The sequence below is a fragment of the Deinococcus sp. Arct2-2 genome (assembly GCF_004801315.1).
Lineage (GTDB): Bacteria > Deinococcota > Deinococci > Deinococcales > Deinococcaceae > Deinococcus.
The window spans coordinates 23,628-40,713 of the sequence record NZ_SSNW01000013.1; the positions used below are offsets into that span (position 1 = coordinate 23,628).

Below are 17,086 nucleotides of genomic sequence, written 5' to 3' on the forward strand. Positions count from 1 at the left end.
TGTTTCGTAGGAGTAAGTTTTAATTCATAACACGGATTCCACATCATTTCCTGAAATCCTTCCTATACCTAGCCGTTTCGCTTGGATCAACAGCCAAATCAGACGTCTTTTCACCGAAATATGCTCAAGAGGATACGCCTTATGCTCTGTTCGCCGTTTCGCCTATCACAATCTCAGGGTTTTAAGATTTTGGGTGCATTGGTCTTGCTTGGGGCGCTCTGCTCTTGCAACCCCGCTCCCCGCACTGCGGCTGTTCCGGCCTCTGTTCCACTTGGCTCTCCCCCACCAGTTGCCGAATCTGCGGCTGTTGAGACAGTGAGAGAGCCGCAACCTGCAAAGATTCAGTTGCTCTGGAGCGTTCCGGAACCCGTGCTGCGCGGTGAGCAGGTGTCACGCCCATTGGTTCACCGCTCGCTGAGCCTCCCGCTGACGGCCCAACAACTGGGTCAGGTCAGAGCCGATGGCAACGTGAATGCCCTCCGGCCCGCACTGAAAGCGGTATTTGCCCAAATTGAAGCACGTCAACCGCGTGATCTCCGTTTCGTGAGGCAAGCGGGAGGTTGGGTCGGTCAGGCGCAAACGGGCTGGAAGGTGAATCGCGACAAGACCGAAGCCGCGTTGCTGCGTGCCGTGCAGCAGGGCGAATCAAGCACCAATGTATCGGTAGCGTTGGTGGCCCCACGACGCAGTGTGGCTTGGGCAGCTGGTCAGGGATTGGCGTATATCGGCACCGGAACATCGTCGTTTACGGGCAGTCCCGAATTCCGAGTCCACAATGTCCGGGTGGGGGCCAGCCGGGTAAACGGCGAGTGGCTGGCCCCCGGCGCAGAATTCAATTTCAATGCTTCCCTTGGCCCAATCAGCGCCAGCACGGGCTTTAGGCAAGGCTACGTGGTCACTGGCAATACCCTGAGCGTGGAAGATGGCGGCGGCGTATGCCAAGTCAGCACAACAGTGTTCCGGGCGGCTTTCGGTGCCGGACTGCCCATTACCGAGCGGCACGCGCATTCGTATCAGGTGGGCTATTACGGCGCTCCGGGCTTAGACGCCGCCGTGTACGCCCCCGCCAAAAATCTGCGTTGGCGCAACGATACCGCAGGATTTATGCTGATTCAGGCCGACTGGGATGTGAAGGCCGCTCGCCTCAGCGTGCATCTGTTTGGCCGCCCGGATGGAAGAACCGTGCAGATCGGTGCGCCCAAACTCTCCGGTACCCGCACCGCGCCGCCGCCCACCTTTATTGCCGATTCCAAAATGGCGGCAGGCACAGTCCGCCGAATAGACATGCCCGCAGCGGGGGCACAGGTCACCGTGGCCCGGCAGATTAAATTTGCAGACGGCAAGCTGCGGCGCGAAGTGGTATCCAGTACTTACCGAGCATGGGGCGGCGTTTTTGCTGTGCCGAAAGGTGACAGCCGCCTTGATACCTCAAACTGAATGAATCAAACTCGGCGGCCCTACACGGAAGATACGGGGCGCTAAAGCAACACAGCTCAGGGTTTGGCTTTAGGAGACAAGGCTACGATAGAAAACCAGAATGTCTCAAAAGATTTGATGACTTCTACAAACTCGCTGATGGTCACGGGCTTGGGAATATAGGCATTGGCGTGCAGGTTGTAGCTCCGCCAAATGTCACTTTCCGCCCGCGAAGTCGTGAGGACAATGACCGGAATATTGCGGAGATACTGATCGAGTTTCAGAACATCCAACACTTCCAGCCCACTCATGCGCGGCATATTCAGGTCGAGCAAGATGACGTCTGGCGTGGGCTTTTCTGTATATGGCCCTTCTCGCCGCAAGAAACGCAGGGCTTCTACACCGTCTTTAGCCACATGCAATTGGTGGGGAAAGTCGGCCTCTGTAAACGCTTCTTCCGTCAACATCACATCGGCAGGATTGTCTTCGACCAGCAAAATTTCAATAGACTTCATAGGTACTCCTGAGCGGGGACTGAATTGGTCTGACGGGACTGATAAGACGGAAGTGGTCAGCCAAATAAAGGGCAATAGACGGGACAAATTGTAGCCGATGAGGACGGGTCATTTAAAACGGGGCCGTCGAAGGGGGATCTGGCTCCAGCTTGCCTTCGGCGCCCGCAGGCAAGAGAGGATTTGAAGACCGCCCAAGACTCGCGGGAGCGTGTGGAACGGTAAAAGAGAACACGCTGCCTTGGCCCAACACGCTGTTGAGACTGAGCGTTCCGCCGTGCTGCTCTACGGCGGTGCGGGTCACCGCTAGGCCTATGCCGCTGCCCTCATATTCGCTGGGGCCGTGCAACCGTTGAAACACCCCAAAAATCCGGTCATGGTACTGAGGTTCGATGCCGATGCCGTTGTCGTGTACGCAAACCGTCCAGTGGGTTCCGTCATCTTGGGCCGATACGCTGACATGCGCTGGCCGTCCCTCGGCACGAAACTTCAGGGCATTGCCGATCAGGTTCAAAAAGACATGCCGCAGAAGTTCGGGGTTGCCCCATACGACAGGCATGGACTCTACCCGGACCTCTGCGCCCTGAATTTGGAGTTGCAGGTCGTCCAACACCTGCGCCACGATTTCGGCGGTGTTGACTGCACTAAAATTGCGTCCGCTTTGCCGAACCCGCGAATAGGCCAGCAAGTCTTGAATCAGGTATTTGAGGCGCTGGGTGGCCGAAATGGTGAACGCAATGTACTGGTCGGCGCGTTCGTCAAGTTGGCCCGTGTAGCGCTTAGAGAGCAGTTCCGTATAACTGCCGATGGTTCTGAGCGGCTCCTGAAGGTCATGGCTGGCCACATACGCAAACTGCTCTAACTCGCGGTTGCTGCGCTCTAGCGCGGTGTTGGTGGTTCGGAGCGCCTGCTCACGCTCTTTGACGGCCCCCGCCATGATCTGAAATTGCTGCCCCAGTTCACGCAGTTCCAGCAGAGGCGTGGGCGGAAGGCGGTCATCGTAATCGCCCGCCGCCATCTGCCGCGCCCGCGCCGTCACGTCCTGCACGTTGCCCGCTACTGTTCTGGCCGCCCGGATTGCGGTCAGGATCAAGAGCAAAACACTGAGCAGCAAGCCCAGCAACGTCACCGCCCGCACGTTGCGGAGGGTGGCGGTACTCGACAGGAGCGCCGCGTTCAAGCGGGCATTTTCTCTGGACTGCATGGCATTCAGCGTTTGCCGCGCCTCGTCCAGCGTGCGTTTGCCGCTGCCGTCGCTGACCAATTTGACGGCCGCATCCAAGCTTTCCCGGCGGGCCGCAATTTCGGGGAGAGCCGCCTGACGGTCCCACGCGCCGATCAGGAGAGCGACCCGGTTCAAATCCACCCGCTGCTGATCGGTCACGCTGGACTTACGGAGCGCCTCGATATGACCGGGAAAGATTTTTTTGGTGTTCGTGTATGGCTGCAAAAAGGATTGCATACCGGTGATGACGTAGCCGCGTTGCCCCCGCTCTAGATCGGCAGTATCGCGCAGGAGCATCGTGATCAGGGTCAGCCGCGCCTGAGCCTCACTGACCAGTGCGGCGCTCCGGGCATTGCGGTCTACGGCCACCAAGACCGACACGCCCACGCCCAGCAACAACAGCAGCGGCAACCAAAACGGCCTCAGGATAAAGCTGATCAGCGGTTGGCCGGGTGACGTGTACTGAGCTGGATCACCCCGCTCCTGTCTGGACGGATCGGCAGGAGCGGCACTGAGAGGACGATCCGGGGCCGACATTCCGTAAAAGTTTAGAAGAAAGGCGGTGACCTCGCTGTACTTTTTTAGTGGTCTGAGACAAATATCACGTCTGGATTCTGTGGTTTAGAACGTTGACTAGGCTGAGGCCTGCCCTCTAACCAACGTTGTGACCGGGCAGCAAGGAGCTGTAAAGCAGCAGAAAAAGCCACCCAAACACAAAGGTTTGGATGGGTCTATGTAGGGAAGCGCTCTTGCTCAGGCCGGCCCGCGCTTTTCCTCATTTACAGACTGGTTCTGACTTGCCACAGCTCCGGAAAAAGGACGATTTCTAGGGCTTTGCGGAGGTAGCCCGCGCCGCTGGTGCCGCCGCTGCCTGTTTTAAAGCCGATGGTGCGCTCCACAGTCGTCAGGTGATTAAAGCGCCATGCCCGGAAGTTATCTTCTACATCCAGTAACTTTTCGGCCAGTTCGTACAAGTCCCAGTACTCTTCGGGGTTGCGGTACACGGTGAGCCACGCGGCCAGCACGTCGGCGTTTTCCACAGGCTTCTTCGTAAAGTCGCGCTTTAGGACTTCGGCAGGCACAGGCAACCCCCGCGCCGCCAGCAATTGCAGCGTCAAGTCGTACACGCTTGGGGCAGTCAGCGCGGCCTGAAGGGGATCAAGCAGGTCGGCGCGGTGGGCGTGGGGCCGTAGCAGGGCGGGGTCGCGGTTGCCCAGCAGCACTTCTACCATGCGGTACTGCGCCGATTGGAAGCCGGAGGCACGCCCAAACGCGTCGCGGAACTGCAAGTAGTCCGCAGGCGTCATGGTTTTCAATACGTCCCAAGCATTGGTCATCTGCTGCTGCGCCTTGACCACCCTAGAAAGCATCTTCAGCGGCGCATCGGTGACGCCCGCCGCCAGCAAGGTCATGGCCGCCGTCAGCTCGCGCACCACCAACGACATCCAGATCTCGGAGACGTGATGCACCGACACGAACAGATGCTCGTCGTGCGCTGTGGTCACAGGTTTGTGCGCCGACAGCAGGGTATCTATTTGCAGATACTCCACGTAACTCAGCGCCCGCGAGAAATCGCCGTAAGCACGTTCGGCAGAGTTCGGGTCTGGATCGGCAGGGGCAGCCGGAAGATGGGGATCGCTCATAGGCTGAGCGTACTCCTAAGTCACAGGCGAGGCACGCGAAAGCTCATTGAAAGAGCTGACCAGTATGTCTAAGGTAGTGAACTATGCAGACAGGCAGATTCTCGTAAACACGGGCGCCAACAGGGTTTTAACAACAGATTAATTTGGGTGCGGGCGGTGCGGCAGGTCGTGAGGCGATTTGCCTCAGCATTCGCTGGCTCATCCTCTACAGCCTCTCCTCTCACCCGAGGCTGTAAATTGAGGCACAATTCTGTTTCCGGCTCTGGCCTCCGCTCCCCACCGCACCGCATCGATCCCGTTGCATCATCCCGCTGCCCAATGAGACCCCTATGACTACTCTGCACCCGAGCGCCGAAGTGCCTGCCTCTCTCTCGCCCACCACCCGAACCCCCGATACGCTGCCCAAAGTTCTGTTCACCAAAAATTTCAGCGTGACTTCTGCCCAACTGACGGCGCTTCAGGGCGCTCCCTACGAAGTTTGGGCCAGCCACACCGACCCCGATCACGGCATGTTGGCCGCCGCGCCGCACACCTTTTTAGAGCCGAAAGGGTTGCTTGGGGACGAGTACGCCGCGTGGCTGCTTTCGGCCTGTGCGGAGCGCGGTATTACGCTGGTGGTTCCCGGCAAAGAGCGCGAGCGGTTGGGGCACTGGCAACCCGCATTTGCCGAGGCTGGAATAACGTTAATCGTGCCCGCAGATGAGCAGACCCAGCGGCACTTGGAACGCAAAGACGAATTTTTGCGGGCGTGGGATTCCTCTATTTTGCCCATTCCGCGCTGGACGACTTTCGATACTTCGGCCAGCTTTGAGGACGGCCTGAGTGCGCTACGAGAAGACGGCGTGCGCCTGTGCGTCAAGCCTGCGCGGGGTATTTATGCCAGCGGGTTCCGGGTGCTGATGGAGCGGCCCGACCTGAATTCCTTCCTGAAGGGCGAGTTGTACCAGATGAGCGTGGCGGCGGCGCGGGAAATGTTCGCGGGCCAGGCGCTCCCTACCATGTTGCTGATGCACACGCTGGAAGGCGCGGAACGCAGCATTGACTGTGTGGCATGGCAAGGCCGCCTGATACGCGCCGTGGTGCGCCGGAAAGGGGAGCATGGGCAACGCCTAGAAGACCGCCCCGACTTGGTGGCCGCCGCCGAAAAAATTGCCCAGAAGTACAGTCTCAGCGGCATCTTCAATTTTCAGACCAAAGACGACGGCCACCGCGTCCCACACATGCTGGAGATCAATGCACGGGCATCGGGCGGCCTGCGCTACAGCATGGCGGCGGGCATCAATTTCCCGCGCTTGCTGCTGGACGCAGCAACGGGAGCGCTGGACTGGGACGCCTTGCCCACCGTTCGCACGGGCCTCAGCGTGGCCGAAGACAAGGTGGTGCGCGTGATGGGCACGGCGGAGCTGGCCGAACCGGAAGTGGCCGAACTAGGGGCTGCGGCAGGATGACCGTTATCCCAGACGTGGAGACGCAAGAGGTCATTTTGCCGAGTGGCACGCTGAGGCTGCGGCTTGAATCTGCCACTGCGCCACTGAATGAGCTGCCGCTAGACGAACTCCTGACTTACGCCGTGCGCCGCAACCCCAAACGTGGATTCTTGTTCGTGAGTAGGGTGCTAGGCAAACACATTCCGATTCCGCCGGAAGTGGCGGCCCGGACTTACCGCACGCTGGCCGATGCTTTGCCGCAGTTACACGCGCCGCACTTTATTGGGCTGGCAGAAACGGCCACAGCATTGGGCGAAGGCGTGTTCCGGGCGTGGCTGGCAGGTGAGGAGCATCGGCGCGGCACGTTCCAGCACACCACGCGTTACCACACGCAAGCGCCTCTGTTGCTGCGCTTCGACGAACCGCACTCGCACGCGCCCGCCCATTTGGTCTACGATCCCGGCCCGGAGGCACGCGCCGCCACTGAATTGGTCTTGGTGGACGATGAACTGTCTACCGGAACGACGCTGCAAAACTTGGCCGCCGCGTGGCTGGAACTGCACCCACACGTCTCGCGGGTGGTCTTGGTCAGCCTGACCGACTGGTGTCCACGCCGCCGCGACTTGGCCGAAGCGTTGGGTCTCCCTGTAGATTTTGTGAGCCTCACACGCGGCGAATTCTCGTTCATACCTGACCCAGCGTGGAAACCCGTCGCCTTGCCTGCGGTGGTAGGCAACGGGGCCGACAAAACGGCGTTGCTGGCCGCTCAGAGCGCACGTTACGGCCACCTGACCGATGTGCCTACACTGGAAGCATTGGGTCTGACCTTCCAGCCCACAGAGTGCGTGCTGGTGCTGGGAACCGGGGAATATCAGTATCCGGCCTTTGCGCTGGCGGGCCTGATCGCGCCTTCCGTTGCTTCCTGCCTGTGGAGCGCCACCACCCGCAGCCCGATTGTGCCGGGGCTGGCGATCCGGCACACCCTGAGCTTTGCCGACAACGTGTCAGACGGGATTTCCAACTATGTGTACAACGTAGACCCCGCCGCGTACAGCCGGATTCTGGTGGGGTACGAGGGCGCGTGCGTGCCTGATCCCGCACTGATGGTGGCGCTGGGGCCACACGCGCAGGCCGTCAGGCTGAGTGTATGAGCACCCCCGCCATCGTCGCTTTTGCCGACCTAGACGACACTTTATTTCAAACGCTCCGCAAGTTGCCGGGAATAGACCCGCACATGCTGACGCCCGCTACCGTGAATACTCGCGGTGAGGCGCACTCGTTTTGCACGCCCGCACAGGCCGAACTCCTGCGCTTGCTGGACTGCGGCGGCGTGACTGTCATTCCCGTCACCGGGCGCGACCTCGCGGCGATGGCGCGTGTGACGCTGCCGTTCTTGTCTTGGCGAATCGTGGATCATGGCCTGACGATGGTTGCGCCGGGCGGAGAAATAGACGCGGCGTGGGCCGAGCAGGTACGCGAACGGTTGCACGACTTACAAGACGCTCTGACCGCTGCTACCGCGCACCTAGAGGCCCACGCCGCCCGCCTCGGCTGCCGCCTGACCCGCCACCATGCCCACGACTTGCCGTTTATGACGGTGCTGAAGCATCCGGAGGCACAGGCCGAAGCGCTGGAAGAACTACAACTGCGCTGGGAAGCTTTTTTGACCGATCAGGGGCTGGAGAGCCTGAAGATCATCGCCAATGCCAACAATGTCAGCGTATTGCCGCGCAGTCTGGGCAAGGCGGAAGCTGTGCAGCACCTTCGCCAGCACCACTTTGCCGACGCCGTGCTGACCCTCGGCTTGGGCGACAGCCTCAGCGACTTGGCCTTTATGAGCGCCTGCGATTTTGCCATCACGCCGCCGAGAGGCCAGCTTCTGCGGGCGGTGAACGCGGCCAACTTGCCTCAGCGGTAGCCGCATGACCGCCTATATAGGTTCGGGCTTTCGTGGGCTGACAAACATGCTGGATGCTGGAGCCAACCTCATTCATTCACCTGCCATGATTTGAAGACTTGACGCTTGATCTTCCTCGCCCATTCCCATTTGCTTAACTCCCATTTGCCCGGAGACGTTGCCCTATGACCATTTCCCACCTCACACTGCCACAATCCATTTCCGCATGACGCCACAACCTGACGCCCTTCTGACCACTCCAAACCATCCGGCACATGCTCTGGCCCATACCTTGCCCACTGCCGACGTGCAGGTACACCTTCGGCCCGCAGAGCCGCACTTGGTCAGCGTGCAGGAAAAGGAAAGCCTGCTGCGGGCAGGAGTGTCGTATGGCACGCTGCTGACGCCCGAACAAGTTCCCAGTAACGTGCAACTGGCCGCTTACCATGCAGCGCTGACCCGAAACGGCGAGCGCGTAGGGGCATTGTTGGCAAGCCTGACGGCAGAGATATGGGCAACGTATCCTCAACCCATTTTGGTTTCGCTGGCCCGCGCCGGAACCCCGGTGGGCTGTGCCATGCGCCGTCTGGCCCGTCGCTGGGGGCTGGAGTTGCCGCACCACACGCTCAGCATTATTCGGGGCAGCGGCATAGATTTGGCGGCATTGGACACTGTGCGCGGTCTACATCCACACAGGCAACTGGTATTTGTAGACGGATGGACGGGCAAGGGCAGCATTTTTGGGGCGCTGAAGGACAGTTTGCCCGCCGATGTGCCCACCCGACTTGCCGTACTGAGTGACCCAGCGGGAGTGGCCTTGCACGCCGCCACACACGACGATGTGTTGCTGCCGCACGCGGCGCTGAATGCCAGCGTATGCGGCCTGCTGAGCCGGACTTTTGTTGCCCCGGAAGGCGGTCTGCACGCGGCGCGGATAGAGGAGCAGTTGCGCGGATACGATCAGACAGCGGAGTATCTGGACGCACTCGACGCCCTCAGCGCCCCGTTTATGCCTGATTTCCGTCTGCCTCTCGGCCCGCGCCCACAGCAGCCGCAAGATGTGGTGACGGCCCTTGCGGCCACCCTCGGCGTCACCGATCCGCATTTGGTCAAACCGAGTGTGGGCGAGGCCACGCGGGTCTTTTTGAGGCGCGAACCTGCCCACCTGATGCTGCGTGAGGCGGGCCACCCCGATACGCTGCATCTAGAACACTTGGCACAGGCCGCCCGCGTGCCAGTCAGCGTTCATCCTACTTTGCCCTACCTCGCCGCTGCTCTGATCCATCCCGGAGGCCCCCGCTGATGCCTGTGCTGACCCCGCTTTCAACCCTGTCAACCCTCGATCCTTGGGCTTTGGGCGCAAGCTTGTATGCCCCCGCCACCCGTGACGATCTGGTGCAGCTTGGCACAGACAAATATCCGCACCTGAGTAGCCTGATCTACTGCACCGAAGACGCCGTGCGCGAGGAAGATGTGCCGCGTGCGTTGGCGAATCTGACCCTCGCTTTGCCCGATTTGCCCCCCATCGGCACTGCTAGCACTGCTCTCTCTGGCACCGGCAAAGCGAGGACTGGCCCCCTGCGCCTGATCCGCGCCCGCAATCCGGAGGTGCTGGCGCAACTGCTGACGCTGGATTTGCGCGGGATCAGCGGCTTCGTGCTGCCCAAAACGCACGACGGCAATCTGGCCTCCTACATGCGCCTGCTGAACCGTGAGGAACACGCGCATCTGTCTGTATTGCTGACCTTGGAGACCCGCGAGGCGCTGAGTGAACACCGGATGGCCTGCCTGCGCGACCTGATTTTTCAGGAGAGTTGGCAGCACCGGATCGCTTGCCTGCGCATTGGCGGCAACGACTTGATGCACGCGCTTGGCGTGCGCCGCACGCCGGGCCGCACCCTCTACGAAGGGCCGCTGGAACGGGTCATCAGTATGCTCATCGGCGTGTTCAAACCCTACGGATTTATGCTTTCCAGCCCAGTGTACGAAGTGTTTGAAGACTTGACGACGCTGGCCCGCGAGGTTCAGCAAGACCTCGAATACGGCTTGTCGGGCAAAACTATTATTCATCCGGTGCAGCTAAGTACCGTGCTGAACGGCTACCGCGTGACCGAAGGCGACCTGCAAGAAGCCCACGCGATTTTGGCCGAGGACGCCCCCGCCGTCTTTAAGATGAATGGGCGGATGTGTGAGCCAGCCACCCACAGCCGTTGGGCGCACGACATCCTCATTCGCGCCGAGCGGTACGGCACCCTCCCCCCCCTACGGCATGAAGCGCTCCATTTTTGAGGAACGGCTGAAGATTCTCGCTACGCCTTCTCTCGCCAGTCAAATTTGGAACGAGATGATTTGCCTGTTTTCGAGGAAGATAGACGGATTTTGATCCCAATATCTATTTACTCGATTGAAAATTGAGATGACGGCTGTTTCTCTTAAACGGTTTGGAGACGCTTAGAGATCAAAGTGATTCGTAAGCTGCCGCTCACCGGTCTACACCAGATTCAAGAATATGTGGGAAGTTCGTGTTTGTGCGGCGCAACTGTAAGACGGGTGTGGGTTGTGCTGACTAGATTGGCGTATGCACCCTAATAAAACCCCTTCCAAAACCATGTTGAGCGGCACCTTCGTTCGTCATCTCTCGGTGGGCCTGATTTCCTCGGCCCTCATGGTGGGCGGGGCACAGGCGGCCACCATCAAGCTCGCTACCATCAGCCCGCTCAGTGGCAGCCTGACCGCCATCGGCTCGGAAGTAAAGCGCGGCGCAGAACTGGCCGTGCAGGAGCAGGCCAAAGCGTTCAAGGCGCTGGGGCACGATCTGGTCTTGGCACCGTTTGACGATCAGGCATCGGCTACGTTGGGCGCACAGATTGCCGGAACCGTGCTGGCCGACAAGAACATTTTGGGCGTGGTAGGTGCGCTGAATTCTAGTGTGTCCAACGTAGTGGCCGCCGCCTTTGCTCCGGGTAAGCTGGCTATGATTTCGCCCGCCAGCACCAACGACCAACTGACGCGCAACAGTTGGATGCACTTTAGCCGCGTGGTGTCTGCCGACAGCGCGCAGGGCGTGGCCGCGGCCAACTACATTGCCGACGAACTGAAGGCCACCAGCGTTTACGTGATTTCCGACAACACCGCGTATGGCAACGGCCTGACCAAAGTGCTGCTGACCAACCTCGCCAAGCGCAAAGTGAAAGTGGCGGCCTATTCGGGTGCATCTACGCCTGCCCAAATCTCTGACGTGATTAAGAAAGTGAAAGCCAGCAAGGCCAACGTGGTGTACTTTGGCGGCACCGATGACACGGGCGCGGCCCTAGTGAAGGATTTGCGTGCTGCAGGCGTGAAAGCTACGTTCATGGGCGGCGACGGTCTGGACTCCCCCAGCTTCCTCAAGCGTGCCGGAATCGCGGGCGCAGGCGTGGTGTACACCACCGGGTTCGGTCCCGTCAGCGCCTTCTCCAACGCCCTGACCTTTACCAACAAATATCAGGCGGCCTACGGAGCCAAGCCCAGCGGCGTGGCCGTGTACGCCTACGACGCTGCCAACGTGATGCTGGAAGCCATGAAGAACGCCTTGAAGACGGCCGGAACAGTACCCACGCGGGTGCAGGTAGCCGAGGCCGTTCGCAAAGTCAACTTGCCCGCCTGCTTCGACGGTGACACGACCAACTGCGTGACCATTACGGGCGCAGTGGGCTTCTCTACTACCGGAGAGCGGATGCGTTCGCGCCTGCTGATCATGAAATTCGATAACTTGTTGCAAGCACAGGTGGCTAAGATTCAGATTGTAAACGCAGAAAGCTTGAAATAAGGCTTGAGGATTTCAAATTAAACTCAGTGAAATAAGAAAAATAATCGAAAAGGCATCTGCTATTAAGTCAGATGCCTTTTCGATTATTTTCGGTCTAGCCTGCCCAAATACTTATGCTGCCATCTGTTCTAGGAATTGAGGGCTTCCCATTATCAGCGGTCAGACCTGCGCTCAGGCTCCCACTGGCGATAGTCAGAAAGGCAGTCACGATAAATAGCGCAGCTTTGATCTTAGGTTTCATAATTCTCCTTTTAAAGCTCTAAAACTAGGCCAACAAAAAGCCCAAGTTGGGCGCGTCACCTAACCGTGCAAACATCCTCTCTGCTGAACTGGTGTGCAGATTCCCATACCTTTTTTGGAAGTACAAGCAGGTTTGCGGATTCCTGCGAGCAGTGCAGAGATTCAAGAGCGGCTATCTCTTGAGGGTTCAGAAAATGTGCGTCAGCATCGGCTGAAATTTTACCCTTAATCTAATTCTCAATAAAAACTAATGGAGTGGGCAGTCCGGTGATCGGGTCAATTTATCTCAGGTAACAGAGGCATCTTAGACAACATTCATATAAAAGAGGAGGTTGTTTTTTTCTGGGTCAGCAACTTTACTGGGCAGACCGGAGACTATCCTGCCCCCCTACTCTATGAAGGCCATATCAGCTACAAGTTGGCAAAATCGGACAACGATTCCTTAATTAATAATTTGTTCCTGAATCGGGTGTAGAAAAACGGCGTATCTGCCAAAAAAGTGACAAAAATGTCAGTATAAAGTTGTAAACTCATTTCATCCTCACAGCGGCCACTTTAGCCCTGCCCTGATCTCTTAAGGAGATTTCCTATGACTCCACGTAGAACATTGCCCACTGTTACTGTCTTAACTTTCGCCCTCCTCACAGCTTGTAACACTGCCCCTACAACCGACACGGCGGCCAGCGCCCCCACCCGGTTCGATTACGTGGCTACTGTGCCACTGGAATCTGGCGACACGCCTAAAGACTTAGCAAAAACGTTGGGTGGCACAGTTTTGTCTTGGGACAATGCTGACTGTGGTGCGGCAGCTGCCGAAATTTGTGTGGCACTGATGGGCATGAACATCAGTAACACGGCTCAGGGGCAGGTTTCGCCTCAGACTGCACAACTGCATGCGCAAAGCCTCGAGGCGCAAGCTAGCCGCAAGGTATATATCGAGCCGAACAGGGACGTCTTTAGCGGTGGCGGAAGCATGACAGCCACAATGGGCGGATCTCTAGGTGTCTGGGCTGGTGGATCTCTAGGCGTCTGGGCTGGTGGATCTCTAGGTGTCTGGGCCGGTGGTACCTACTCTCCCCTTCCTCAAAACTCCACCCTTTGGCAAAAGATTCGTCTCCAACAGGCCCAAGCGTTGGCCCCTAATCTTGGTGGTGGCGTCACGGTGGCCGTTATTGATACGGGAATAGACCTGAAGCATCCTGCTTTTCAGGGATCGCTGAGTGACCCTGCCTCATGGCGTGACTTTTATGCCGCCGACGCTGTGCCACAGGAAGAAGGCACGTTGGGCGTGGGTGGCTATGGTCACGGCACCAACGTTGCCGGAATCGTTTTGCAAATCGCACCCAAAGCCAAAATCATGCCTCTGCGCGTGCTGGGGCAAGACGGGTCTGGCGACGTAGTGATGGTGGCGCAGGCGGTTGACTGGGCAGTAGCGAAAGGCGCGAAGATCATCAACATGAGCCTCGGCAGTGAGGACGACTCCAAAGTCGTGCAGGACGCCGTAAACCGCGCAACCGCTAGAGGCATTCTGGTGGTGTCGTCGGCTGGCAATGCCAATCTGAACAAGATTACTTACCCCGCCACCAACGCCGATATCAAAGGCAACGGCGCATATGCCGTCAGCGTGGGCAGCGTCAACCTTCAAGACGTCAAATCCACGTTTTCCAACTACGCCAACACTCTGGAGCTTGTAGCTCCAGGCGAGAAAGTTGCTGCCCCGGCTCCCGGCGGAATGATGGCCGCGTGGAGCGGCACATCTATGGCTGCGCCTATGGCCGCAGGCGGTTTGGCACTGGCGTTAGGGCAAACCTTGAGTGTGCCCCTTGGAGCCGTGACCGATAAGATGATTGGGAATGCCTTCAACATCTACAACATCAGTGCAAATCAGCCCTACAAAGATATGTTGGGCGAGAAAGGGCGTCTTGATCTTGAAGTCTTCCTCAAAAATGTTGTCAAATAGTATTTAGACTTCCCCAACATTTGCTTTTCAGCCTGATCTCCCAAATCAATCGGTGCCGAATTCACGGCCACGCTCGGGTTCATAGAAATGGGCAACCTTGTCTTCTGAACTTCGATGTGGCCGTGAAGTCTCTCCGAATCCCATCTACCGCACTTCTTATTGGCTCTGGAGGCTCTCCGCTCCTGTGAACAAACCAGCAGACCACAGCATAAACCTTCCTGCACAGCCCCACGAGGTTGCGGGACAGCTTCCTACACAACTTTTGTACGAAGAAGCTTTGGCGCTACTGGAGACAGAACCTCAGACGGCGTTGGCACGGGCACAGGCTGCGTGTAAGCTCGCTTTCGAGGCCGACAATATCGCGCTTCAAGCGCGGGTTTTATTACTGCTAGGCCGCGCTCAACTCCAGACAGCGGATACATCGGGGGCCTTGGAAACATTCGTCAAAGCAGCTGGGGCATACAAAAGCGCTAATGACGATTTGGGGCAGGCTGAATCGGAAGGGTTGGCGGGACGGGCTAGCTTAAATTTAGGGCAGTTGGAAGAAGCGGAAACATATTTACGAACAGCAATCACGAAATCAGAAAACCAAATTTCAAGCCGCGCCAAATCGATACAGGCAACAGCACTAAATCAACTAGCAGGTGTACAACATTACACGGGCGCGTCACTAAAAGCTTTAGATTCGCTACAACAGGCGTCAAATTTATGGGAGGACGAAAATAATTATGTTGGACAGGCAAACTGTTTAATAAATATAGGAAACATACAAACAAACTTGGGACAATACAGTCAAGCGATTACATCTCTCTCAAGTGCGTATCAAATCTATAAGAACTACCTCAAAGATTTTAAGACAGAAACTTCAATTCTACAGAATTTAGCACGAGCACATCATCTCAATGGGGACAATGATCTTGCGGTAACAGTTATGTACGCTGCAAAAATTGCTGCTGAGGCCAGCGAGGACGGTATACTTCAGGCTACTGCCTATTTGAATTTAGGAACATTTCTGCTTGAATCAAATGAGTATCTGGACGCTAAAAAATACCTTGAATTGGCATTACGGCTCAGTTCGTCTTTAGATTTCGCTATGGTGAAACTATCTACTTTAGATAGCCTCGGCTCTCTCTACGAGCAGACGGGCCACCTACATCAGGCCAGCGATTCGCACCAACAGGCGCTTGCCATTGCCATAGCTATCGGTGCAACGCAGGGCGAACTGGAGGCCCGCCTGCATTTGGGCCGACTGCATCTGAATGCCGGGGAACTTGAGCCTGCGCTGCTGGAATTGCAGTTGGCGCTGGAACTGGCCGAAAAGAACCGTTCTCCTAAAGAGCAGGCGACGGCGCACGAATCTTTGGCGACGTTGTTTGAGCAGCAGGGCGACTTGGGCCGTTCAGTGGCGCATTTGCGTGCGCTAAGGCAAATCGAGCGGGAACTCTTTCATGCCGAGCGGGATCGGCAGACGCGCAATCTGACCATTCAGTTTGAGGTAGAACGCGCCCGGCACGACGCGGATGTGTACCGCCTGCGAACGGAAGTAGAACACGAGGCCCGCCGCACCGCCGAACAGTTGGTGCAGGAACGGACTTCCGACTTGGCCCGCGCCCAACACGAGGTCGTGACGCGGCTGGCCATGGCCGCCGAGTACCGCGATGACACCACGGGCGAGCATACCCGGCGTGTGGGACGCACTTCGTGCCGGATTGCGCGGGCACTGGGCTGGGAAGAAGCACAGATCAGCGTGTTGGGTGTAGCGGCCCGTCTGCACGACGTGGGAAAAATTGGTATTCCAGACAGCATTCTGCTGAAATCGGGCAAGTTAGACGCTGCCGAATACAACCAGATGCAGACCCATACTTTGATCGGCGCACGGATTTTATCGGGCGGGCGCTCCAAGCTGCTGCAGCTGGCCGAAGAAATCGCGCTGACGCACCACGAACGCTGGGACGGCACCGGCTATCCGCGTGGTTTGTCGCAAGACCAGATTCCGCTGAGTGGGCGCATCGTGGCCGTGGCCGACGTGTACGACGCCCTGACCCAGGCCCGCCCTTACAAACCCGCTTGGACTCCGCAGGACGCTATGGCAGAGATTCGGCGGCAAGCTGGGGCGCACTTCGACCCCGTTGTGGTGGAGGCCGCATTGACCGTACTCAGCGCTGCCGAGCAATTGGAAGCCGGACAGCACGCCAATCTTCCCGGCGAAGCCGCCTTCTTGGAAGACTTACCAATGGCTGAGGAGGATGCCTCACAGGTGCTGTCTGTGTTCGAGCAACTGCTGATAGAGCGTACTACCGAATTGCAAGCCGCCCGTGAGGAAGCCGAGCGGACGGCGCAGCAGCTTCAGCATCTGACCCTCACCGATCAGCAGACCGGGCTGGGCAACCGCCACGCCCTAGAACATGCTGTGGCAGAGGCCATACAGGCCGCCCAATCTGGCATACAACCGCTCAGCTTGGCGACTCTGACCTTCGATCTGCACCTGGCAAAAAATACTGTGCTGGGGCAGGAGGGTACGGATGTAGTGATGCCGCTGATGGCGACGGCGTTGGCCCAACATGTTGCAGAGGGAAGCCGTATCTACCGTACAGGCAGCACGACGTTCGTTCTGTTGGGTGTGCAGCCACCTGACGCCGCCACAATCGAGGCCATCTGCACCTCTGCCCTTGCACCTGTTCGGGCTGCTGCAGGAACAACTGTTGCTATCCATATCGGGACAGCCCGCTTTCCAGAGGATGCCACGGATCCGGCACTCCATTTGCGCCCGAGTGAGGGCCAGCCGGGGATTAACGCCGATGGAGACCAGTCGCCGCTGTGAGGAGGTACCACGACACCATATCTTTGTTCAAAACAATTGTTCAGGACGGCAGTGGTTCTAATACATCAACTGGTCAGTGAGAAATATGTGCTAGACGCTCAGGCACAGTAGAGGTCTGAGAGGGGCGGCTCAGCAAC

12 protein-coding genes are annotated in these 17,086 nt (G+C 58.1%); 9 read left to right on the plus strand and 3 right to left on the minus strand.

The features are described from left to right. Window positions 1-315 precede the first annotated feature (315 nt). Entirely contained in the window at window positions 316-1,437 is a 1,122-nt protein-coding gene (locus E7T06_RS08095; RefSeq protein ID WP_240740917.1) for a VanW family protein, read from the plus strand. Window positions 1,438-1,493: 56 nt separating this feature from the next. Here the strand turns inward: E7T06_RS08095 and E7T06_RS08100 are convergent, their stop codons facing one another. The 3 genes from E7T06_RS08100 to E7T06_RS08110 all read right to left on the minus strand — a co-directional run bounded on the left by E7T06_RS08100 (window position 1,494) and on the right by E7T06_RS08110 (window position 4,796). Beyond that, the gene (locus E7T06_RS08100; protein ID WP_136365328.1) at window positions 1,494-1,931 is read right to left on the minus strand and encodes a response regulator; all 438 of its coding nucleotides are present in this window, start codon (window positions 1,929-1,931) and stop codon (window positions 1,494-1,496) included. Window positions 1,932-2,043: 112 nt separating this feature from the next. Continuing rightward, window positions 2,044-3,690 carry a sensor histidine kinase gene (locus tag E7T06_RS08105; RefSeq protein WP_136365329.1) on the minus strand — a complete coding sequence of 549 codons (1,647 nt, stop codon included), beginning with the start codon at window positions 3,688-3,690 and terminating at the stop codon, window positions 2,044-2,046. A gap of 242 nt (window positions 3,691-3,932) precedes the next feature. Continuing rightward, window positions 3,933-4,796 carry a tryptophan 2,3-dioxygenase family protein gene (locus tag E7T06_RS08110; RefSeq protein ID WP_136365330.1) on the minus strand — a complete coding sequence of 288 codons (864 nt, stop codon included), beginning with the start codon at window positions 4,794-4,796 and terminating at the stop codon, window positions 3,933-3,935. Between the two features lie 329 nt (window positions 4,797-5,125). Between E7T06_RS08110 and E7T06_RS08115 the strand changes: the two genes are divergently transcribed. From E7T06_RS08115 to E7T06_RS08150, 8 genes are all read left to right on the plus strand, one after another. Continuing rightward, window positions 5,126-6,244, plus strand: a complete 1,119-nt coding sequence (locus E7T06_RS08115; RefSeq protein ID WP_168733435.1) for an ATP-grasp domain-containing protein — start codon at window positions 5,126-5,128, stop codon at window positions 6,242-6,244. Then, on the plus strand, window positions 6,241-7,374 hold the full coding sequence (locus E7T06_RS08120) for a phosphoribosyltransferase domain-containing protein (RefSeq protein ID WP_136365331.1): 1,134 nt from the start codon (window positions 6,241-6,243) through the stop codon (window positions 7,372-7,374). Before E7T06_RS08115 ends, E7T06_RS08120 begins: the two co-directional genes overlap by 4 nt. Next, a complete protein-coding gene (locus E7T06_RS08125; RefSeq protein WP_136365332.1) occupies window positions 7,371-8,141 on the plus strand; it encodes an HAD-IIB family hydrolase in 771 nt (256 codons plus the stop codon). The genes E7T06_RS08120 and E7T06_RS08125 overlap by 4 nt, the downstream gene beginning before the upstream one ends. Window positions 8,142-8,346: 205 nt before the next feature. Further along, on the plus strand, window positions 8,347-9,423 hold the full coding sequence (locus tag E7T06_RS08130) for a cysteine protease StiP domain-containing protein (protein ID WP_136365333.1): 1,077 nt from the start codon (window positions 8,347-8,349) through the stop codon (window positions 9,421-9,423). Next, complete coding sequence (locus E7T06_RS08135) at window positions 9,423-10,409, plus strand: HpcH/HpaI aldolase/citrate lyase family protein (protein WP_136365334.1); 987 nt, start codon at window positions 9,423-9,425, stop codon at window positions 10,407-10,409. The genes E7T06_RS08130 and E7T06_RS08135 overlap by 1 nt, the downstream gene beginning before the upstream one ends. 289 nt (window positions 10,410-10,698) lie before the next feature. Beyond that, window positions 10,699-11,928, plus strand: a complete 1,230-nt coding sequence (locus E7T06_RS08140) for a branched-chain amino acid ABC transporter substrate-binding protein (protein WP_136365335.1) — start codon at window positions 10,699-10,701, stop codon at window positions 11,926-11,928. Between the two features lie 1,225 nt (window positions 11,929-13,153). Continuing rightward, window positions 13,154-14,128 carry a S8 family serine peptidase gene (locus tag E7T06_RS21705; protein WP_276605566.1) on the plus strand — a complete coding sequence of 325 codons (975 nt, stop codon included), beginning with the start codon at window positions 13,154-13,156 and terminating at the stop codon, window positions 14,126-14,128. 931 nt (window positions 14,129-15,059) lie between these two features. Continuing rightward, window positions 15,060-16,949 carry an HD domain-containing phosphohydrolase gene (locus E7T06_RS08150; protein ID WP_346763193.1) on the plus strand — a complete coding sequence of 630 codons (1,890 nt, stop codon included), beginning with the start codon at window positions 15,060-15,062 and terminating at the stop codon, window positions 16,947-16,949. The last annotated feature ends 137 nt before the right edge of the window (window positions 16,950-17,086 follow it).